Raw genomic sequence first — 19,472 nt, forward strand, 5'->3', positions numbered from 1 at the left:
TTATGCAAACGGCACAGTATATTATTGAATTACTAAAAGCGGTTTTTCTAGGGGTTGTTGAAGGAGTCACTGAGTGGTTGCCTATTTCGTCAACAGGTCACTTGATTTTGGTTAATGAATTCTTGAACTTAAGACAAAGTAAAGCCTTCATCGATATGTTTAATATCGTTATTCAGCTTGGAGCTATTCTGGCGGTTATGGTCATCTACTTTAAACGTTTGAATCCCTTCCAACCTGGTAAGACAGCACGTGAAGTGCAATTGACTTGGCAACTTTGGCTTAAGGTAGTCATTGCTTGTATCCCTTCAGCTTTCATTGGACTCTTTTTGGATGATTGGATGGAAGCTCACCTCAGTAATTTCCTTGTTGTAGCCATCATGTTGGTGGTCTACGGGATTGCCTTTATTTGGATTGAGGACCGTAATCGACGTGTTGAACCTAAGGTAACCGATTTGGCACGAATGTCTTACAAGACAGCTTTCTATATCGGTCTTTTCCAAGTTTTGAGTATCATCCCAGGGACAAGCCGTTCAGGTGCTACTATTCTTGGGGGTATCATCGTTGGTACTAGCCGTAGCGTAGCCGCTGATTTCACTTTCTTCCTTGGTATTCCAACCATGTTTGGTTACAGTGGTCTTAAGGCAGTTAAGTACTTTATTGATGGGAATACATTGACTGGAGGACAAGTAGCCATTCTCCTGGTAGCTAGTGTAACAGCCTTTGTTGTCAGCTTGTTTGTCATTCGCTTCTTGATGAACTATATTAAGAAACATGACTTCACGGTTTTCGGAAAATACCGTATTGTACTTGGTATTATCGTGCTTCTCTATGGAGCAATCAAACTTATTTTTGGATAATTACTTTTAAGTAAACTGAAAAGGACTTCAATTGGAGTCCTTTTTATCTGGTTTTGAAATCATTTGTGGATAAGTTTTCCAAAGATAAGATAAGCTAGTGTCCAAAGGACCAGTCCGCAAGTTAAGAAGCTCGCTAGGATTTTCAAGAAGTCCACGACATTATGCAAGGGATACCATCCAGATAAACATAGAATTGGAAGGATGGTAACACACATGATTGAGAAGTGGAGCAGTGATTGCTGTTTGAGCGATAAACGGTTATCGTCGTAAATGGGAGCAGTTGCTAGTATGATGGCGACAATTAGCCCCGTAAGAAAGGTAGATTTATTTACTTGATGAGGTTGCCCGGATAAGTAGAGAAGGAGCGTCAATAAACTCGTTATTCCCCCAGCAATGCTAGCTCGTAGCCACCCTTTTTTGTAGGCAGTCATGGTCATCACCTCCACGTATAGGTTCACTTTTATTATACAACTTTCTGGGGGAGATGATAGGTATTAATGGGGGAATACAAGGTTTTATTAGCATTAGATAATTTTTAGAAAAGCTTCTTAAAATAAGATCTAAACTTGCTCAGAAATTGCTATCTCTTGGCTTTTCTAGTATAATGAAATAACTACTCGTGCGAGGTTTTTTACATATGGAAATGAAACAAATAAGCGAGACAACTCTAAAAATCATGATTACCATGGAAGATCTTGAAGAGCATGGTATGGAGTTGAAAGATTTCTTGATTCCCCAGGAAAAAACAGAGGAATTTTTCTACACTGTTATGGATGAGTTGGACTTGCCAGATAACTTTAAAAATAGCGGAATGCTGAGCTTTCGTGTCACGCCACGCAAGGACCGTGTGGATGTTTTCGTAACCAAATCAGATATTAAGGAAGAGCTTGACTTCAACGATTTGTCTGACATGGATGAGTACTCTGGCCTTTCTCCAGAAGAGTTCCTCAAGGCTCTTGAAGGAAACTTCATGGATAAGGGAGATATTGAGGCTCACCATAAGCTTGAAGAACTCGAAAAGACTTTGGAAGAAGTTGATAAGTCAATGACAGAACCTAGCAAAGAAGAAGCTGAGGAAAACATTCGTGAAGATTATACCCACTACGTCTTGGCTTTCTCTGATTTTGATCAAGTGGTGACCTTTACGCAAGGCTTGAAGGATGTGCCTGTAGAAGGTTCTGAGCTGTATAAACTTGGCGATGCCTACTATATGACAATCCTTCTTTACTTGGCCGATGAGCCTGATTACTACGCGAACAATATGTATGCGCGTTTCCTTGAATATGCAAATGTGGCAGATCGCACACGTGCCTACCTACAAGAGCATGCAATAATCTTGATGGAAGAGGACGCCTTACCGGTATTACAAGCAACGAAATGGAGCTAAGATATGCCTTGGACAATTAACTATATTTTTGTCTTGATTGGGGCTTTTTTAATCGCTGTTGTGACGACCCCTATAGTTCGCTCTTTGGCCTTTCGTGTCGGAGCTGTTGACAATCCAAATGCTAGACGTATTAATAAAAAACCAATGCCTAGTGCAGGTGGTTTAGCTATTTTGTTGTCTTTTGTATTATCAACCTTGGTGTTCATGCCCATGGTCATCCATAAGGAAATCTGGCATATTTCATATATTAGGTACATTCTACCCGTTGTCGTGGGGGGAGCTATCGTCGCATTGACAGGCTTTATTGATGATATTCTAGAATTAAAGCCTCTGCCTAAGATGATTGGTATTATGACTGGAGCAATCGTCGTGTGGGCTTTTACGGACTTCCGATTTGATAGCTTTAAGATTCCTTTTGGTGGTCCTATGATTTATTTTGGGCCAGTATTGACCTTGATTTTAACGGTATTATGGATTACTGCCATCACCAATGCTATTAATCTGATTGATGGTTTGGACGGTTTGGTCGGAGGAGTTTCCATCATTTCCCTTATGACGATGGGGGTAATTTCTTATTTCTTCCTCTATGATACTGATATTTTCTTGACCATGACCATCTTTGTCTTGGTGGCGGCTATTGTTGGCTTTTTCCCTTATAACTATCACCCTGCTATTATTTATCTCGGTGATACGGGGGCTCTCTTTATTGGTTTTATGATTGGTGTCTTATCGCTTCAGGGTTTGAAAAATGCAACGGCTGTAGCGATTTTATCGCCAGTTATTATCCTTGGGGTACCGATTGTAGATACGGTGGTGGCCATTGTCCGTCGTAAGTTGTCTGGGCGTCCAGCTATGGAAGCTGACAAGATGCACTTACACCACCGACTTTTAGCTATGGGGTTCACTCATCGAGGAGCTGTTTTAGTAGTCTATGCTATCGCTATCCTATTTTCATTGATTGCCCTCTTGCTTAATGTTTCTAGTCGTCTAGGTGGTATTCTCTTACTGTTAAGCTTGATGTTGGGAATGGAAATTCTGATTGAAGGGCTTGAGATTTGGGGCGTTGGTCGGACACCACTCTTTAATCTCTTGAAATTTATCGGGAATAGCGACTATCGTCAAGCGACCATGTTGAAATGGAAGCAAGAACGAAAAAAATAAACATTTGAAAAGCCAAGTAATGGCTTTTTTGTTATAATGATTCTAATTAAGGAAGATGGAATTTGTTTCCTGTTTTCCAGAAAATAGCAATGCTGTTTTCAAAAAATAATGATATTTTGCGAGCTGAGTCTCGCTGTATATATGAAAAAGGAGTATACAATGTCTGTACTTGAAATCAAAAATCTTCATGTTTCTGTTGAAGATAAGGAAATCTTGAAGGGTCTCAATTTGACCCTTAAAACGGGTGAGATTGCTGCCATCATGGGACCTAACGGAACAGGTAAATCTACCCTCTCAGCTGCTATCATGGGTAATCCAAACTATGAGGTCACAGAAGGTGACATCCTTTTTGATGGTGAAAGCATCCTTGACTTGGAAGTTGACGAACGTGCACGTCTCGGTCTTTTCCTTGCCATGCAATACCCAGCTGAAATCCCAGGGATTACGAATGCTGAGTTCATCCGTGCGGCTATGAACGCTGGTAAAGAAGATGAGGATAAGATTTCTGTCCTTGATTTCATCACTAAATTGGATGAGAAAATGGAATTACTTGGTATGCGTGAAGAAATGGCTGAGCGTTACCTTAATGAAGGTTTCTCAGGTGGTGAGAAGAAACGTAACGAAATTCTTCAATTGCTCATGTTGGAACCTAAATTTGCCCTTCTTGATGAAATTGACTCAGGTCTTGATATCGATGCCCTTAAAGTAGTTTCAAAAGGGGTTAATGCCATGCGTGGTGAAGGTTTTGGTGCCATGATTATCACTCACTACCAACGTCTCTTGAACTACATCACTCCAGATGTGGTACACGTGATGATGGAAGGAAAAGTGGTTCTTTCAGGCGGTCCTGAGTTGGCTGCTCGTCTTGAGCAAGAAGGGTATGCGAAAATCGCTGAAGAGCTCGGCTACGAGTACCACGAAGAAGCTTAAGTCAGTTACTCGAAATAACTAGAAAAGGAGTAACCTATGTCAAAAGAATCTATTATCGCTTTTTCTCAAGCAAAGGCAGAGCCACTCTGGTTGCAAGACCTTCGTCAATCAGCCTTTGATAAGCTTGAAAGCTTGGGTCTTCCAAGAATTGAGCGTGTAAAATTCCATCGTTGGAATCTCGGTGATGGCACGCTTACTGAAAATGAACCATCAGCCAATGTGCCTGATTTTACAGCGCTCGGAAACAACCCTAAATTGGTTCAAGTAGGAACCAATACTGTTCTTGAACAATTGCCAGCTGACTTGATTAGCCAAGGTGTGGTCTTCACAGACCTTACAACTGCTCTTGAGGAAATCCCAGAAGTCGTTGAAGCCTTCTTTGGTAAGGCTGTAGCCTATGATGAGGACAAATTGGCAGCTTATAACTATGCCTACTTCAATAGTGCAGCGGTCCTTTACGTGCCAGATAATGTCGAAGTTGATTTGCCAGTTGAGGGCTATTTCTACCAAGATGGGACTTCAAATGTTCCGTTTAACAAACACATTTTAATTATAGCTGGTAAAAACAGTAAATTGACTTACCTTGAACGTTTTGAAACCCTAGGTGAAGCGACTGAAAAAGCCAGTGCTAATATTTCTGTAGAAGTTATTGCTCAAGACGGTGCCCAAGTTAAGTTTGCGGCCATTGACCGTTTGGGTGAAAATGTGACAACCTATATCAGTCGTCGAGGACGTATCGGTCGTGATGCGAGTCTTGATTGGGCTCTTGGTATTATGAACGAGGGTAATGTCATTGCAGACTTTGATAGTGACTTGATTGGTGATGGTAGCCATGCTAATCTTAAGGTTATCGGACTTTCATCTGGCCGTCAGGTTCAAGGAATTGATACTCGTGTGACTAATTATGGTAACAACTCTGTGGGTCATATCCTACAACATGGGGTTATCTTAGAACGTGGTACCTTGACTTTCAATGGTATTGGTCACATTGTCAAAGGTGCTAAGGGTGCTGATGCGCAACAAGAAAGCCGTGTGCTCATGCTTTCAGACAAGGCCCGTTCAGACGCTAACCCAATCCTTTTGATTGATGAAAATGAAGTTACAGCAGGACATGCAGCTTCAATCGGTCAGGTGGATCCAGAGGATATGTACTACCTCATGAGTCGTGGACTTGATCAAGACACAGCAGAACGTTTGGTTATCCGTGGCTTCTTGGGAGCAGTTATCACTGAAATCCCAGTTAAAGAAGTGCGTGACGAGATGATTTCTGTAACAGATACAAAACTAAACAAACGTTAGGAACTATCGACACAGATAGTCTAACTTATGATATATCTAGATAGGGAGATAAGATGTCAACTTTAGATGCCTATAAGATTCGACAAGATTTTGCCATTTTAGATCAAGTAGTTAATGATGAGCCCTTGGTGTACTTGGATAATGCAGCGACGACTCAGAAACCTCAAGTGGTTTTAGACGCCCTTATGGCCTATTATCATGAGGATAATGCCAATGTTCACCGTGGCGTGCATACCTTGGCAGAGCGTGCAACAGCTGCTTACGAAGCTAGTCGTGAAAAGTTACGTCAGTTTATCAATGCGAAAACAACTAAAGAAGTGCTCTTTACACGTGGAACGACAACCGGTCTTAACTGGGTTGGTCGTTTTGCGGAGCAGGTTCTTGAACCAGGAGACGAAGTGCTTATTTCCATTATGGAGCACCACTCTAATGTCATTCCTTGGCAAGAAGCTTGTAAGAAGACGGGTGCTAAGCTTGTCTATGCCTACTTAAAAGACGGTCAGTTGGATATGGAAGACTTGACCAATAAGATTACAGAAAAGACAAAATTTGTAAGTCTGGCTCAGGTTTCTAACGTTCTAGGTTGTATCAATCCTGTTAAGGAGATTGCCCAGCTAGCCCATCAAGTTGGGGCTTATATGGTTGTGGATGGTGCCCAATCTGCCCCTCACATGACCATTGATGTTCAAGATTTGGATTGTGATTTCTTTGCCCTTTCTGGGCACAAGATGTTAGGTCCAACAGGAATTGGTGTGCTTTATGGCAAGGAAGAAATTCTCAACCAGATGAATCCTATTGAATTTGGTGGTGAGATGATTGATTTCGTCTACGAACAAGAAGCTACTTGGAAGGAACTGCCTTGGAAATTCGAGGCTGGGACACCTAATATTGCAGGAGCTATTGCTCTTGGTGCTGCTGTGGACTACCTCACTAACCTGGGTATGGAAAATGTTCATGCTTATGAGCAAGAGTTAGTAGACTATGTTTTGCCTAAGCTTCAAGCAATTGAAGGTTTGACGGTTTATGGCCCAGAAGATCCTAATCAACATACTGGTGTTATTGCCTTTAATATTGATGGACTACATCCCCATGATGTGGCGACTGCCCTTGATTATGAAGGGGTGGCCGTGCGTGCAGGTCACCACTGTGCCCAGCCGTTGATCACTCATTTAGGTATTTCATCAGCTGCCCGTGCGAGCTTCTATGTTTACAATACCAAAGAGGATTGTGACAAGCTTGTGGAGGCAATTCTTGCGACGAAGGAGTTTTTCAATGGCACTCTCTAGACTAGATAGTTTATATATGGCTGTTGTGGCCGACCACTCTAAGAGCCCTCACCATCATGGTGTTTTGCCTGATGTGGAGCAACTTCAACTGAATAATCCGACTTGTGGAGATGTTATCAATCTGTCAGTCAAATTTGATGGGGATGTGATTGAAGACATTGCCTTTGCTGGCGATGGTTGTACCATTTCGACAGCCTCATCAAGTATGATGACGGATGCTGTTATTGGGAAGACTAAGGCAGAAGCTTTAGAACTGGCGGAAATTTTCTCGCTCATGATTCAAGGAGAACATGACATCAATACAGATAAATTAGGTGAAGCTAAGCTCTTGGCAGGAGTTTCCAAATTTCCACAACGTATCAAATGTGCAACCCTCTCTTGGAATGCTCTCAAAAAGGCTATAGAGAGAAGCGAGCTTTAAAATAAGAAAACTAATCAACCCTTTAAAAAAGGAAAATACTATGACTGAAACAAATGAAAAAGTAGAACCAAAACCCATTGATCTTGGGGAATATAAATACGGTTTCCATGATGATGTGACACCAGTCTTTTCAACAGGAAAAGGAATCAGTGAAGACGTGGTTCGTGCCATGTCTGCTGAAAAAGGGGAACCTGAGTGGATGCTTGAATTCCGCTTGAAATCATTGGAAACCTTTAACAAAATGCCTATGCAAGAGTGGGGACCAGACCTTTCTGAAATCGACTTTGATGACTTGACCTATTTCCAAAAAGCGTCAGACAGACCTGCTCGTGACTGGGAAGATGTTCCTGAAAAAATCAAGGAAACCTTTGAACGTATTGGTATCCCCGAAGCTGAGCGTGCTTACCTGGCAGGAGCTTCGGCTCAGTATGAATCAGAAGTGGTTTACCACAATATGAAAGAAGAGTACGATAAGTTGGGAATCATCTTTACGGATACAGACTCAGCTCTTAAAGAGTACCCAGAACTCTTCAAGAAGTACTTCTCAAAACTGGTTCCTCCAACAGATAACAAATTTGCGGCCCTTAACTCAGCCTTCTGGTCAGGCGGTACCTTTATTTATGTGCCAAAAGGTGTTAAGGTAGATATCCCACTTCAAACCTACTTCCGTATCAATAATGAAGCTACGGCTCAGTTTGAACGCACACTCATCATCGTTGATGAAGGGGCCAGCGTTCACTATGTGGAAGGCTGTACGGCACCAACCTATACTTCAGCCAGCCTTCATGCGGCTATCGTTGAAATCTTTGCGCTTGAAGGAGCCTATATGCGTTATTCAACCATTCAAAACTGGTCAGATAGCGTCTATAATTTGGTAACCAAACGTGCTACTGCTAAGAAAAATGCGACTGTTGAGTGGATTGACGGTAATCTTGGTGCTAAGAAAACAATGAAGTACCCATCAGTTTACCTAGATGGTGAAGGTGCGCGTGGGACTATGCTTTCTATCGCCTTTGCCAATGCTGGTCAGCACCAGGACACAGGAGCTAAGATGATCCATAATGCACCACATACATCATCATCTATTGTCTCTAAATCAATCGCCCGTAATGGTGGTAAGGTTGACTATCGTGGTCAAGTAACTTTCAATAAGGACTCTAAAAAGTCTGGTTCTCACATTGAATGTGACACGATCTTGATGGATGATTTATCTAAGTCAGATACGATTCCATTTAATGAAATTCACAATTCTCAAGTGGCCCTAGAACACGAAGCCAAAGTTTCTAAGATTTCTGAAGAGCAACTCTACTACCTCATGAGTCGTGGTCTTTCCGAACAAGAAGCAACTGAAATGATTGTCATGGGATTTGTAGAACCATTTACCAAAGAACTTCCAATGGAATATGCTGTTGAGCTTAACCGCTTGATTAGTTATGAAATGGAAGGATCAGTTGGGTAAGAAGTAAGCTCGTGTATAAATACAGAGTAAACTGAGAATTTAGTTCAAAACAAAAAAGGTTAAGATAGGCATCTTAGCCTTTTTTTGTTGGCATTGATTGTAAATCGCCTATGTATAGCGAAGCAAGAGCTATAAATGCATCATTTTTGGGATATTTCGAGTCTTTTTAAAGACAAAAATAACTGAATTGTCGAATTATTAAGAATTACGTCTTTACTTTAGATAATTTTAAGGTATAATTATACACGAAAGTAAATTTTTTATTGGAGGAGGTTTCTTATAATTATGATTAAGAAACGTAACTTTAAGAGTATTGTAGCCGTTGGAGTAATTACTTTAGCTTCTGCAACACTTCTTGCTGCTTGTGGCTCAAAATCAACCTCAAGTAAAGATGAAATTAACTGGTACACCCCTACTGAAATATTGACCCTTGATATTTCTAAAAATACAGATCACTATTCAGCCTTGGCGCTTGGGAACTCAGAAAGTAACTTACTTCGTGTTGATAAAGATGGGAAGTTGCAACCTGATTTGGCTAAAAAGGTTGATGTATCAGCTGATGGTTTGACTTATACAGCGACTCTTAGAGATGACTTGAAGTATTCAGATGGTACTAAGCTTACTGCTGAGGACTTTGTCTATACTTGGCAACGTATGGTTGATCCTGCTACAGCTTCTGAGTATGCTTACCTTGCTTCAGATTCTCACCTTGTTAATGCTGCAGACATTATTGCTGGTAAGAAGAGCGTTGATGAATTGGGTGTTAAGGCTGAAGGAAATAAAGTTATCTTTACTTTGTCAAATCCTTCTCCACAATTCAAGAGTCTTTTGTCATTCTCAAACTTTGTCCCACAACATAAGGAATTTGTAGAAAAGACTGGAAAACAATACGGAACGAAGTCTGATAAACAAATTTATTCTGGACCTTTTAAAGTTGAAAATTGGAATGGTACAAGTGGTAGCTTCAAACTTGTCAAAAATGACAATTACTGGGATGCTAAGCACGTTAAAACAAAGACAATCAATATTCAAACGGTTAAAAAACCTGATACAGCCGTCCAAATGTATAAACAAGGTCAACTTGACTTTGCAAATATTTCAAATACGTCTGCTATTTTTAATGCCAATAAGAAAAACAAAGATGTTGTTACAGTTCCAGAAGCAACAACAAGTTATATGACCTATAATGAAACTGGTAAAGTTAAAGGTCTAGATAATCTTAAAATCCGTCAAGCTCTCAACCTTGCTACTGACCGTAAAGGTATTGTCGAAGCTGCGGTTGATACAGGTTCAGTCCCAGCAACTAGTTTTGCACCTACTGGATTGGAAAAATTACCTGATGGTACTGATTTATCTAAATATGTGGCACCTGGCTATAGCTATAACAAGGAAGAAGCAGCTAAGCTCTTCAAAGAAGGTCTTGCTGAAGCTGGTTTAAGTGACTTGAAATTGACAATTACAGCAGATTCAGATTCACCTGTTTCTAAAGCTGCAGTTGATTACATTAAAGAAACTTGGGAAAAAGCTCTTCCTGGTTTGACTGTTGAAGAAAAATTTGTGACATTTAAACAACGTCTTGAAGATACTAAGAATCAAAACTTTGATGTTGCTCTTGTTCTTTGGGGTGGTGACTATCCAGAAGGATCAACATTCTATAGCTTGTTCACTTCAAATTCCGCTTATAACTATGGTAAGGCAAATAGCTCTACATACGATGCAGCCTATGAAAAAGCTATTTCGACTGATGCATTAGATCCAACAGCCGCTGCAAATGATTATAAAGCTGCTGAAAAAGCACTTTATGATGAAGCGATGTATAATCCGATTTACTTCCGATTTACAAAAGGCTTGCAAAATCCTTCAATCAAAGGACTTGTACGTAACTCAACTGGTCTTGATGTTGACTTCACCTATGCTTATAAAGATAAATAGTTGCTATCATTATAATGACAGAGTAAAGTAGAACATTCATCAGCTACTGTATGTACGTTTATCGCAAAATGAACTAAGAAGCTGGCGGCTTTAGTCCCAGCTTCTTTCGTTGTTACATAAAGGAAATTTTATGACGAAATATTTATTGAAAAGGATAGCTATTTTGCTAGTTACCCTATGGGTGGTTGTCACTCTATCTTTCTTCCTAATGCAAGTTATGCCAGGGTCACCATTCAATAATCCCAAATTAACGAATGATATGATTGCGGTTATGAATAAGCAATATGGCTTAGATAAGCCTGTATGGCAACAGTATTTGCAATATCTTTGGAATGTCCTGCACGGTGATTTAGGAACAAGTTATCAGTCTGCAAATCAGCCTGTTAGCATGATGATTAGTCAGCGTTTGGCAGTTTCAGCGCAACTGGGTATTCAAGCCCTTGTCGTTGGGGTATTGTCTGGTCTTTTTGTAGGAGCAGTGTCAGCACGTAATAAAAATAACTGGATTGATAATATCTTGAGCGTGTTATCAACACTCGGTATTTCAGTGCCTTCATTCATTATTGGTCTTTTGCTTTTGGATTACCTTGGATTTAAGTGGGGAGTTCTTCCTTTATCTGGATGGGGTTCATTTAGCCAAACGATTTTACCTACTTTATCTCTTGCTATTCCAGTATTTGCTCAAGTTACTCGTTTTTTCCGTAGTGAAATGATTGAAACCATGAATACTGATTATATTCAACTAGCTAGGGCTAAAGGGTTAACAGCACGTCAAATTAGTAATCGACATGCTTATCGCAATTCAATGATTCCTGTTCTTACCTTAATCGGTCCAATGGCTGCTAATATTTTAACAGGTTCAGCACTCATAGAGCAGATTTTCTCAATTCCTGGAATTGGCCAACAGTTTGTTACCTCTATTCCGACAAAAGATTATCCTGTCATTATGGGAACCACTATCGTTTATGCCGTTATGCTTATGGTAGCTATCCTATTGACAGATATCATTACTAGTTTTGTGGATCCACGTGTCCGTCTGAAGTAAGGAGAGTATCATGGAAGAAAAACAACTATTTAAACTTGTTGGTGCTGGAAATACTGAATCACAAGAAAAAATTGAAAAACCGACTCTCTCTTTTACACAAGATGCTTGGAGACGTCTGAAAAAAAATAAATTGGCGACCATATCCCTTTGGTTTTTAGCCATTCTACTGGTCTTTTCAATTGGCTCAAATTTCTTTGTTAATGCCAAGGATGCTAATAGTTTTAATGGTGATGAAGTTAAGACATATCGTAATTTACCACCTAAACTATCAGATAGCTTACCATTCTGGAATGGTAGTATTGTATTTTCAGGTAATACGGAGCCTAATGATGTGTACTCTGATCAATCAGTTCCAAAAGACGATAAATTTATTTTGGGAACTGACAATCTGGGACGTAGCTTAGCGAAACGTGTGATTGTTGGTATACGTATCTCTCTCTTAATTGCCATTGTTGCTACTTTAATTGATTTGATTATTGGAGTGACCTATGGTCTGGTGTCAGGTTTCTTAGGTGGGAAGATTGACCTCTTCATGCAACGTGTTATTGAGGTCATCTCATCTATCCCTAACTTGGTCATAGTAACGATGTTAGGGCTTCTTTTGGGTAGTGGTGTGTTGTCAATCATTATCTCAATTGCCATAGTCGGATGGACGTCCATGGCGCGTCAAGTACGTAATTTGACCCTATCTTACCGAGAACGTGAATTTGTTTTAGCCTCACGTGCTTTGGGTGAAAATAAATTCAAGATAGCTTTTAAACATGTTTTACCAAATATTTCAGGTATCATTATTGTTCAAATTATGATGACAGTTCCAAGTGCTATTATGTACGAAGCGGTTCTGTCAGCTATCAATTTGGGGGTTAAGCCACCAACAGCTTCTTTAGGTTCGTTGATTACAGATGCTTCTGAAAATCTCCAATACTACCCTTATCAGGTGGTTATTCCTGCCTTGGCTCTTGTTTTTATCTCTCTTGCCTTTATTCTTTTAGGGGACGGCTTGCGTGATGCGTTTGACCCTAAATCTAACAAAGAAAACTAATAGGAGCGTAATAATGATGAAAGAAACGATTTTAAGTGTAAAAAATCTCCATGTTAATTTTCATACTTACGCTGGAGAAGTAAAAGCGATTCGTGATGTCAATTTTGACTTGAAAAAAGGTGAGACACTAGCGATTGTTGGTGAATCTGGTTCAGGAAAGTCTGTAACGACAAGGACGCTAATGGGTCTATCAGACAAAAACGCTAAGGTAACTGGAGACATTACCTTTAATGGGCGTGATATGCAAACCTTGAAGGAGGAAGATTGGGTTAAGGTTCGTGGAAATGATATTGCTATGATTTTTCAGGATCCTATGACCAGTCTTGACCCTACTATGAAAATTGGGCGCCAAATTGCTGAGCCTATCATGCTTCATACCAAGGTATCTCAGAAAGAAGCCTTAGATATGGCTTTACAATTAATGAAAGATGTTGGTATACCTAATGCCGAAGAACATATAAATGACTACCCTCACCAATGGTCAGGGGGAATGCGTCAAAGAGCAGTAATTGCCATTGCTCTAGCTGCAGATCCTGAAATTTTGATTGCTGATGAGCCTACTACTGCCTTAGATGTTACGATTCAAGCACAAATTCTTCATCTGATGAAAAAAATCCAAGAAAAGCGTGATTCATCCATTATTTTTATTACACATGACTTGGGTGTTGTTGCTGGGATGGCTGATCGTGTGGCGGTAATGTATGCTGGTAAAATAGTGGAATATGGGACTGTGGATGAGGTTTTCTACAATCCGCAACACCCATACACATGGGGTCTTCTTAACTCTATGCCTACAACAGAAACAGAATCTGGTAGCCTAGAAGCTATTCCAGGGACTCCTCCAGATTTGCTTTATCCTCCTAAAGGTGATGCCTTTGCTGCTCGAAATGCCTTTGCTTTAGATATTGATTATCAGGAAGAACCGCCAATGTTTAAGGTATCAGATACGCACTTTGCAGCAACATGGCTCTTGGATGAACGAGCTCCTAAAGTAACCCCTCCTTCACCAATATTGAAACGATGGGAAAAATGGTCAAAGATGAAGGAGAAATAAGATGACACAAGAACGTAAGAAGTTAGTAGAACTAAAAAATGTGTCTCTAACTTTTAATAAAGGAAAATCAAACGAAGTTAAAGCCATTGATGACGTTAGCTTTGATATCTATGAGGGTGAAATTTTTGGCCTAGTTGGTGAATCTGGTTCAGGTAAAACAACCATTGGTCGTTCTATTTTAAAGCTTTATGATATTGATTCGGGTACTGTTACCTTTGCAGGTAATGACATATCAAGCTTAAAAGGGAAAGACCTTCATGAATTCCGTAAGACAGCTCAGATGATTTTTCAAGATCCTCAAGCTAGTCTTAATGGACGCATGAAAATCCGTGATATTATTGCTGAAGGTATTGATATTCATAAATTGGCTAAAACCAAAGAAGAACGTGAAGCCAAGGTTAAAGAGCTCATTGATTTGGTAGGATTAAATGAAGATCACTTATCAAGATATCCTCATGAGTTTTCTGGTGGTCAACGCCAAAGGATTGGTATTGCGCGTGCTTTAGCGGTTAATCCTCATTTTATCGTAGCAGACGAACCGATTTCTGCTTTGGATGTCTCTATTCAAGCACAGGTGGTTAATTTGATGCAGAAGTTGCAACATGAACAGGGATTAACATATTTGTTTATTGCCCATGACCTATCAATGGTTAAATATATATCCGATCGTATTGGTGTAATGCATTGGGGTAAACTCCTTGAAGTAGGACCTGCAGATGAGATTTATCATAACCCGATTCATCCTTATACGAAGAGTCTATTATCTGCAATTCCAGAACCAGATCCAGAAAGAGAGCGTAAGCGTCAACATTTGATTTACGATTCCTCTATTGAAAATGATGGGGAAAGTAGACAAATGTATGAAATCCGACCAGGACATTTTGTTTATGCTACAGAAGCAGAGGCTAAAAATTACAAAGAAGAAGCCAAGGCAAATTAAACCGTAAAAAGGTGGTGATTCCTTAGTCGCCTCCTTTTTATTTTTTAGGTGAGCAAACGTTTACAATACCTAGGCAAAACAGTATAATAAAGGTGATACAGCAATAGTGAAAGGGGACTAACATGGGAGTGTATAATAACGACTGGTTGCTCAATCAGATTCGTGGGACAGCCAACGTCGTCAATAAGGTTTTTAAGTTTGAGAGTCTGGATATTGATTTGGGTCAGGTCGAAGATGAAAATGGTCAAATGGTAAGTGGGAATGACTATATTGATGATTTGGTGCTTCGTTCCAAATACCGTCAAGCAACTGAATTTGTCCATGGTCAACTCAAACGTTTGACACCTAATGATTATAAGCTTTTGGTGAGTGTTTATATTGATTATTTGGAGAATTTACCGCCATTAATAAGGGAAAAACATCAACTGGATAATCGCCAAATAATGGACTGGAAAGCTAAACTTTCAGAATTTTCATGGTAATTTGCTAGAGAGTGTGGGAGAGGAGACGCCAAGCGTTTACGACTTTTCCACCCTCTTTTTTGTGTTATAATAGAGTCACTATGGATAAATTAATAAAAACAATTTCAGAATCAGGTTCTTTCCGTGCTTACGTTCTTGATAGCACTGAAACAGTTAGAGCCGCACAAGAAAAACACAATACATTATCATCATCAACAGTCGCTTTGGGGCGTACCCTTATTGCCAATCAAATCTTGGCTGCTAACCAAAAAGGTGATAGCAAGATTACGGTAAAGGTTATCGGAAACAGCTCTTTTGGACATATCATTTCTGTAGCCGATACCAAGGGGCATGTTAAGGGCTACATCCAAAATCCAGGTGTAGACATCAAGAAAACAGCGACCGGTGAAGTCTTAGTCGGTCCTTTCATGGGACAAGGTCAGTTTGTTTCAATCATCGATTATGGAACTGGTAATCCTTACACGTCATCAACACCACTTATTTCTGGTGAAATTGGTGAAGATTTTGCCTATTATTTAACAGAATCTGAGCAAACCCCATCTGCTGTTGGTCTTAATGTTCTTCTCGACGAGGAGGACAAGGTCAAGGTTGCTGGTGGCTTTATGCTTCAGGTCTTGCCTGGTGCCAGCGAGGAAGAAATCGCTCGTTATGAAAAACGCATCCAAGAGATGCCTGCCATTTCAACACTATTGGAATCTGATGACCATATTGAAGCGCTTCTGCATGCTATCTATGGGGATGAGCCTTTCAAACGTTTGTCTGAAGAGGAGCTTAGCTTTGAGTGCGATTGCTCACGTGAACGCTTTGAAAATGCTCTCTTGAGTCTAGGTAAGGATGAACTTCAAGCTATTAAAGATGAAGATCACGGTGCTGAAATCGTCTGCCAATTCTGCCAAAACAAGTATGAATTTTCAGAAGCTGACCTGGAGGAACTCATCAATGACTAAACTTAATTCATCCTTCATGATTGGGAATGTGGAGATTCCTCATCGTACAGTGCTAGCTCCGATGGCAGGTGTGACCAACTCGGCCTTCCGTACTATTGCAAAGGAGTTTGGTGCTGGTCTTGTGGTGATGGAGATGATTTCTGAAAAAGGGCTCCTCTACAATAATGAGAAGACCCTCCACATGCTTCATATTGATGAGAATGAACATCCAATGTCTATCCAGCTTTTCGGTGGTGATGCTGAAGGTTTGAAGCGTGCAGCCGACTTTATCCAGACCAATACCAAGGCTGATATTGTTGATATCAACATGGGTTGTCCGGTCAATAAGGTCGTCAAAAATGAAGCTGGTGCCAAGTGGCTCAAAGATCCAGATAAGATTTACCACATTGTCAAGGAAGTAACGTCAGTACTTGATATTCCTTTGACTGTTAAGATGCGTACGGGTTGGTCAGACAGTGATTTGGCTGTAGAAAACGCTCTTGCAGCGGAGTCTGCAGGTGTTTCTGCCCTTGCTATGCACGGTCGTACTCGTGAGCAGATGTACACAGGTCACTGTGACCACGAGACTTTGGCCCGAGTTGCTAAGGCTATCACTAAGATTCCATTTATCGGAAATGGCGATGTTCGTAGCGTTCAAGATGCTAAGCTCATGATTGAAGAACTTGGTGTCGATGCCGTTATGGTGGGTCGTGCAGCTATGAACAATCCATACATCTTCACACAAATCAATCACTTCTTCGAAACAGGAGAGGAGTTGCCAGAGCTTCCATTTGATAAGAAGCTGGACATCGCTGAAGACCACCTCAAACGTTTGGTGGACCTTAAAGGTGAAAAGATTGCTGTCCGTGAATTCCGTGGTCTGGCACCACACTATCTTCGTGGAACAGCAGGAGCAGCTAAGGTTCGTGGCGAAGTCTCACGTGCCGAGTCTGTTGCTCAGGTTGAAGAAATCTTTGCGACTTTGCGATAACTCTATATCTGATAAAAACTTAACCAGCTTGGTTAGGTTTTTATTTTACTCTTATTCTTCCTTGATATTGATGACAGTGCACTGCCAATCTTTTTCTTGCTCTTCCCTTGCAAAACCTCTGTATTTTCGATATAATTAACTGGTTAAGTAAATGGAGAAAGCAATGCTAGAACTAGAAGAACAAGTCAATCAATTGATTAATCAAATCGTGCTCAAGTCTGAAAATCAGCATGAGCTCCTTATTGGGCAGTGCCGTAGTCAAGTTAAATTGACTAATACTCAGGAACATATTCTGATGCTTTTGGCTGAGGGTCGCAAGACCAATTCGGAGCTGGCAAAGACCTTAAATGTCAGTCAGGCTGCTGTTACTAAGGCTGTTAAGACCTTGGTCAAGGAAGGAATGTTGGAGGCCAAGAAGGATAAGGATGATGGACGGGTGACCTACTTTGTCCTGACACAAGAGGCTCAACCCATTGCCCAGGAGCATGAGGAACACCACCAAGAAACGTTAGGTGTCTATCGCTCTGTATTGGAGCAGTTTGATAGTAAAGAACGTCAGATTATAGGGCGTTTCTTGACGAAATTAGAAGAAAAAATCGAGGAATAAGATGCGTTATATTACAGTTGAAGGACTGAGCTTCCAGTATGATGCGGAGCCCGTTCTGGATAATATTCACTATCACTTGGACTCTGGAGAGTTTGTGACCTTGACTGGGGAAAATGGTGCTGCCAAATCAACGCTTATCAAGGCAACCTTGGGTATTCTCAAACCTAAGAAGGGGACTGTGACGATTTCTGATACTAACAAAGATGGCAAGAAGCTTCGAATGGCCTATCTACCACAACAAATTGCCAGCTTTAATGCAGGATTCCCAAGTACCGTTTATGAGTTTGTCAAGTCAGGTCGTTACCCCCATCAGGGATGGTTCCGTCGTTTGAACAAACATGACTTAGAGCATGTTCAACGTGCTCTAGAATCTGTTGGTATGTGGGAAAATCGTCACAAGCAGATTGGACATCTCTCAGGTGGCCAAAAGCAACGTGCCGTCATTGCTCGTATTTTCGCTTCAGATCCAGATATTTTTGTCTTGGATGAACCAACGACAGGGATGGATGCAGGAACAGCCAATACCTTCTATGAACTTATGCACCACTCAGCTCATAAGCATGGTAAGTCTGTCTTGATGATTACCCATGACCCAGAAGAGGTCAAGGAATACACGGACCGTAATATCCATCTGGTTCGTAATCAGAAATTGCCTTGGCGTTGTTTTAACGTCCATGAAAAAGATGGAGAGGGGCACAAACATGATTAGTGAATTATTAACCTATGATTTTATGCAGCGTGCTATTCTCGCCGTCATCGCTATCAGTATCTTTTCACCTATTTTGGGACTCTTTTTGATTCTTCGTCGTCAGAGCTTGATGAGTGATACCTTGAGTCACGTTTCTTTAGCTGGGGTGGCTGTGGGCATTTTCTTGGGGCAATCAACTACTTGGACCACCTTGCAGGTTGTGGTGATTGCTGCTCTAGTCCTAGAGTATCTAAGGGTTAGTTACAAGCACTATATGGAGATTTCAACGGCTATCCTGATGTCTATGGGCTTGGCTGTAGCCTTGATTATCAGTAGCAAGGCGGGTAGCAGTAGCATGAGCTTAGATAGCTATCTCTTTGGATCTATTATCACAATTAGCTCCGAACAGGTGCGTGCCCTCTTTGTGATTGCGGCGATTGTACTGGTCTTGACCTTATTCTTTATTCGTCCTATGTATCTTTTGACCTTTGACGAGGATACTGCTCATGTCGATGGCTTACCAGTACGTCTTATGTCTCTCCTCTTCAATATCGTAACCGGAGTAGCCATTGCTTTGATGATTCCAGCAGCAGGATCGCTCTTGGTTTCTACCATTATGATTCTTCCAGCAGCGATTGGCATGAAAATCGGTCAAACCTTCAAATCCGTGATTTTTTGGGCCATTGGTATTGGATTGGTCGGTATGCTCTCTGGTATCTTCATTTCCTATTATTGGGAAACGCCAGCAAGTGCGACCATCACATTGATCTTCATTGCTTTCTTTGGACTGGTATCAATCTTTGAACCTCTTTTAAAAGCAGAATAAATAGAAGAAAAGAGCTTGAGAAATCAAGTTCTTTTTGTGATATACTAAAGTAGTTTTTGAGATATTGTTTGAAAAAGGCTTTAAATGTAGTCAAACAAACCCATTGGCTATTTGTTAATGTCTATCATTCCCTCATAAA

General features: G+C 40.7%; 20 protein-coding genes. 19 read left to right on the forward strand and 1 reads right to left on the reverse strand.

The features are described 5' to 3' along the window. Positions 1 to 2 precede the first annotated feature (2 nt). Positions 3 to 857 (forward strand): undecaprenyl-diphosphate phosphatase, encoded by an 855-nt coding sequence (locus tag HMPREF0848_RS07525; RefSeq protein ID WP_008535722.1) that lies wholly within the window; start codon positions 3 to 5, stop codon positions 855 to 857. A 59-nt stretch (positions 858 to 916) separates the two neighbouring features. On the opposite strand, the gene HMPREF0848_RS07530 is transcribed toward HMPREF0848_RS07525, so the two are convergent. Next, positions 917 to 1,288, reverse strand: coding sequence for a DUF3021 family protein (locus HMPREF0848_RS07530; protein WP_037609335.1), 372 nt, complete (start codon positions 1,286 to 1,288; stop codon positions 917 to 919). Between the two features lie 206 nt (positions 1,289 to 1,494). Between HMPREF0848_RS07530 and mecA the strand changes: the two genes are divergently transcribed. The 18 genes from mecA to HMPREF0848_RS07620 all read left to right on the forward strand — a co-directional run bounded on the left by mecA (position 1,495) and on the right by HMPREF0848_RS07620 (position 19,333). Next, on the forward strand, positions 1,495 to 2,244 hold the full coding sequence (gene mecA, locus HMPREF0848_RS07535; protein ID WP_008535724.1) for an adaptor protein MecA: 750 nt from the start codon (positions 1,495 to 1,497) through the stop codon (positions 2,242 to 2,244). A gap of 3 nt (positions 2,245 to 2,247) precedes the next feature. Beyond that, complete coding sequence (locus HMPREF0848_RS07540) at positions 2,248 to 3,405, forward strand: glycosyltransferase family 4 protein (protein ID WP_008535725.1); 1,158 nt, start codon at positions 2,248 to 2,250, stop codon at positions 3,403 to 3,405. Positions 3,406 to 3,564: 159 nt separating this feature from the next. Next, a complete protein-coding gene (gene sufC, locus HMPREF0848_RS07545) occupies positions 3,565 to 4,335 on the forward strand; it encodes a Fe-S cluster assembly ATPase SufC (RefSeq protein WP_021144922.1) in 771 nt (256 codons plus the stop codon). Positions 4,336 to 4,371: 36 nt separating this feature from the next. Further along, entirely contained in the window at positions 4,372 to 5,634 is a 1,263-nt protein-coding gene (gene sufD, locus HMPREF0848_RS07550) for a Fe-S cluster assembly protein SufD (protein WP_008535727.1), read from the forward strand. Positions 5,635 to 5,687: 53 nt separating this feature from the next. Then, positions 5,688 to 6,920 (forward strand): cysteine desulfurase, encoded by a 1,233-nt coding sequence (locus HMPREF0848_RS07555; RefSeq protein WP_008535728.1) that lies wholly within the window; start codon positions 5,688 to 5,690, stop codon positions 6,918 to 6,920. Continuing rightward, positions 6,907 to 7,341 (forward strand): Fe-S cluster assembly sulfur transfer protein SufU, encoded by a 435-nt coding sequence (gene sufU, locus HMPREF0848_RS07560; protein ID WP_008535729.1) that lies wholly within the window; start codon positions 6,907 to 6,909, stop codon positions 7,339 to 7,341. Before HMPREF0848_RS07555 ends, sufU begins: the two co-directional genes overlap by 14 nt. A gap of 40 nt (positions 7,342 to 7,381) precedes the next feature. Next, complete coding sequence (gene sufB, locus HMPREF0848_RS07565; RefSeq protein WP_004183836.1) at positions 7,382 to 8,800, forward strand: Fe-S cluster assembly protein SufB; 1,419 nt, start codon at positions 7,382 to 7,384, stop codon at positions 8,798 to 8,800. 285 nt (positions 8,801 to 9,085) lie between these two features. Further along, positions 9,086 to 10,732, forward strand: a complete 1,647-nt coding sequence (locus tag HMPREF0848_RS07570) for a peptide ABC transporter substrate-binding protein (protein WP_004183835.1) — start codon at positions 9,086 to 9,088, stop codon at positions 10,730 to 10,732. Positions 10,733 to 10,862: 130 nt separating this feature from the next. Beyond that, the gene (locus HMPREF0848_RS07575; protein WP_008535730.1) at positions 10,863 to 11,777 is read left to right on the forward strand and encodes an ABC transporter permease; all 915 of its coding nucleotides are present in this window, start codon (positions 10,863 to 10,865) and stop codon (positions 11,775 to 11,777) included. 10 nt (positions 11,778 to 11,787) lie between these two features. Next, positions 11,788 to 12,819 (forward strand): ABC transporter permease, encoded by a 1,032-nt coding sequence (locus HMPREF0848_RS07580; protein WP_004183833.1) that lies wholly within the window; start codon positions 11,788 to 11,790, stop codon positions 12,817 to 12,819. A gap of 13 nt (positions 12,820 to 12,832) precedes the next feature. After that, a complete protein-coding gene (locus tag HMPREF0848_RS07585; protein WP_008535733.1) occupies positions 12,833 to 13,873 on the forward strand; it encodes an ABC transporter ATP-binding protein in 1,041 nt (346 codons plus the stop codon). A gap of 1 nt (position 13,874) precedes the next feature. Continuing rightward, positions 13,875 to 14,813: an ABC transporter ATP-binding protein gene (locus HMPREF0848_RS07590; protein ID WP_008535734.1), complete on the forward strand. Its 939-nt coding sequence runs from the start codon at positions 13,875 to 13,877 to the stop codon at positions 14,811 to 14,813. Between the two features lie 122 nt (positions 14,814 to 14,935). Next, positions 14,936 to 15,295, forward strand: a complete 360-nt coding sequence (locus HMPREF0848_RS07595; RefSeq protein ID WP_037609340.1) for a hypothetical protein — start codon at positions 14,936 to 14,938, stop codon at positions 15,293 to 15,295. 80 nt (positions 15,296 to 15,375) lie between these two features. After that, positions 15,376 to 16,242, forward strand: a complete 867-nt coding sequence (gene hslO / locus HMPREF0848_RS07600; protein WP_008535736.1) for an Hsp33 family molecular chaperone HslO — start codon at positions 15,376 to 15,378, stop codon at positions 16,240 to 16,242. Then, a complete protein-coding gene (dusB, locus tag HMPREF0848_RS07605) occupies positions 16,235 to 17,212 on the forward strand; it encodes a tRNA dihydrouridine synthase DusB (RefSeq protein WP_002883588.1) in 978 nt (325 codons plus the stop codon). Before hslO ends, dusB begins: the two co-directional genes overlap by 8 nt. A 163-nt stretch (positions 17,213 to 17,375) precedes the next feature. Then, positions 17,376 to 17,819, forward strand: a complete 444-nt coding sequence (locus HMPREF0848_RS07610) for a zinc-dependent MarR family transcriptional regulator (protein WP_021144930.1) — start codon at positions 17,376 to 17,378, stop codon at positions 17,817 to 17,819. A 1-nt stretch (position 17,820) separates the two neighbouring features. Further along, positions 17,821 to 18,528 (forward strand): metal ABC transporter ATP-binding protein, encoded by a 708-nt coding sequence (locus HMPREF0848_RS07615; RefSeq protein WP_004183815.1) that lies wholly within the window; start codon positions 17,821 to 17,823, stop codon positions 18,526 to 18,528. After that, positions 18,521 to 19,333, forward strand: coding sequence for a metal ABC transporter permease (locus HMPREF0848_RS07620; RefSeq protein WP_008535738.1), 813 nt, complete (start codon positions 18,521 to 18,523; stop codon positions 19,331 to 19,333). The genes HMPREF0848_RS07615 and HMPREF0848_RS07620 overlap by 8 nt, the downstream gene beginning before the upstream one ends. Positions 19,334 to 19,472 lie beyond the last annotated feature (139 nt).

Source organism: Streptococcus sp. C150, from assembly GCF_000187445.1.
GTDB lineage: Bacteria > Bacillota > Bacilli > Lactobacillales > Streptococcaceae > Streptococcus > Streptococcus raffinosi.

What these genes read in the sequence shown, in the direction of transcription:
- hslO (WP_008535736.1), top strand. Translation starts at nt 15,376, where the DNA reads ATGGATAAATTAATAAAAACAATTTCAGAATCAGGTTCTTTCCGTGCT.
- dusB (WP_002883588.1), top strand. Translation starts at nt 16,235, where the DNA reads ATGACTAAACTTAATTCATCCTTCATGATTGGGAATGTGGAGATTCCT.
- sufB (WP_004183836.1), top strand. Translation starts at nt 7,382, where the DNA reads ATGACTGAAACAAATGAAAAAGTAGAACCAAAACCCATTGATCTTGGG.
- HMPREF0848_RS07610 (WP_021144930.1), top strand. Translation starts at nt 17,376, where the DNA reads ATGCTAGAACTAGAAGAACAAGTCAATCAATTGATTAATCAAATCGTG.
- HMPREF0848_RS07585 (WP_008535733.1), top strand. Translation starts at nt 12,833, where the DNA reads ATGATGAAAGAAACGATTTTAAGTGTAAAAAATCTCCATGTTAATTTT.
- mecA (WP_008535724.1), top strand. Translation starts at nt 1,495, where the DNA reads ATGGAAATGAAACAAATAAGCGAGACAACTCTAAAAATCATGATTACC.
- HMPREF0848_RS07570 (WP_004183835.1), top strand. Translation starts at nt 9,086, where the DNA reads ATGATTAAGAAACGTAACTTTAAGAGTATTGTAGCCGTTGGAGTAATT.
- sufU (WP_008535729.1), top strand. Translation starts at nt 6,907, where the DNA reads ATGGCACTCTCTAGACTAGATAGTTTATATATGGCTGTTGTGGCCGAC.
- HMPREF0848_RS07525 (WP_008535722.1), top strand. Translation starts at nt 3, where the DNA reads ATGCAAACGGCACAGTATATTATTGAATTACTAAAAGCGGTTTTTCTA.
- HMPREF0848_RS07580 (WP_004183833.1), top strand. Translation starts at nt 11,788, where the DNA reads ATGGAAGAAAAACAACTATTTAAACTTGTTGGTGCTGGAAATACTGAA.
- HMPREF0848_RS07590 (WP_008535734.1), top strand. Translation starts at nt 13,875, where the DNA reads ATGACACAAGAACGTAAGAAGTTAGTAGAACTAAAAAATGTGTCTCTA.
- HMPREF0848_RS07540 (WP_008535725.1), top strand. Translation starts at nt 2,248, where the DNA reads ATGCCTTGGACAATTAACTATATTTTTGTCTTGATTGGGGCTTTTTTA.
- HMPREF0848_RS07620 (WP_008535738.1), top strand. Translation starts at nt 18,521, where the DNA reads ATGATTAGTGAATTATTAACCTATGATTTTATGCAGCGTGCTATTCTC.
- HMPREF0848_RS07530 (WP_037609335.1), bottom strand. Translation starts at nt 1,288, where the DNA reads ATGACTGCCTACAAAAAAGGGTGGCTACGAGCTAGCATTGCTGGGGGA.
- sufD (WP_008535727.1), top strand. Translation starts at nt 4,372, where the DNA reads ATGTCAAAAGAATCTATTATCGCTTTTTCTCAAGCAAAGGCAGAGCCA.
- HMPREF0848_RS07575 (WP_008535730.1), top strand. Translation starts at nt 10,863, where the DNA reads ATGACGAAATATTTATTGAAAAGGATAGCTATTTTGCTAGTTACCCTA.
- HMPREF0848_RS07615 (WP_004183815.1), top strand. Translation starts at nt 17,821, where the DNA reads ATGCGTTATATTACAGTTGAAGGACTGAGCTTCCAGTATGATGCGGAG.
- HMPREF0848_RS07555 (WP_008535728.1), top strand. Translation starts at nt 5,688, where the DNA reads ATGTCAACTTTAGATGCCTATAAGATTCGACAAGATTTTGCCATTTTA.
- sufC (WP_021144922.1), top strand. Translation starts at nt 3,565, where the DNA reads ATGTCTGTACTTGAAATCAAAAATCTTCATGTTTCTGTTGAAGATAAG.
- HMPREF0848_RS07595 (WP_037609340.1), top strand. Translation starts at nt 14,936, where the DNA reads ATGGGAGTGTATAATAACGACTGGTTGCTCAATCAGATTCGTGGGACA.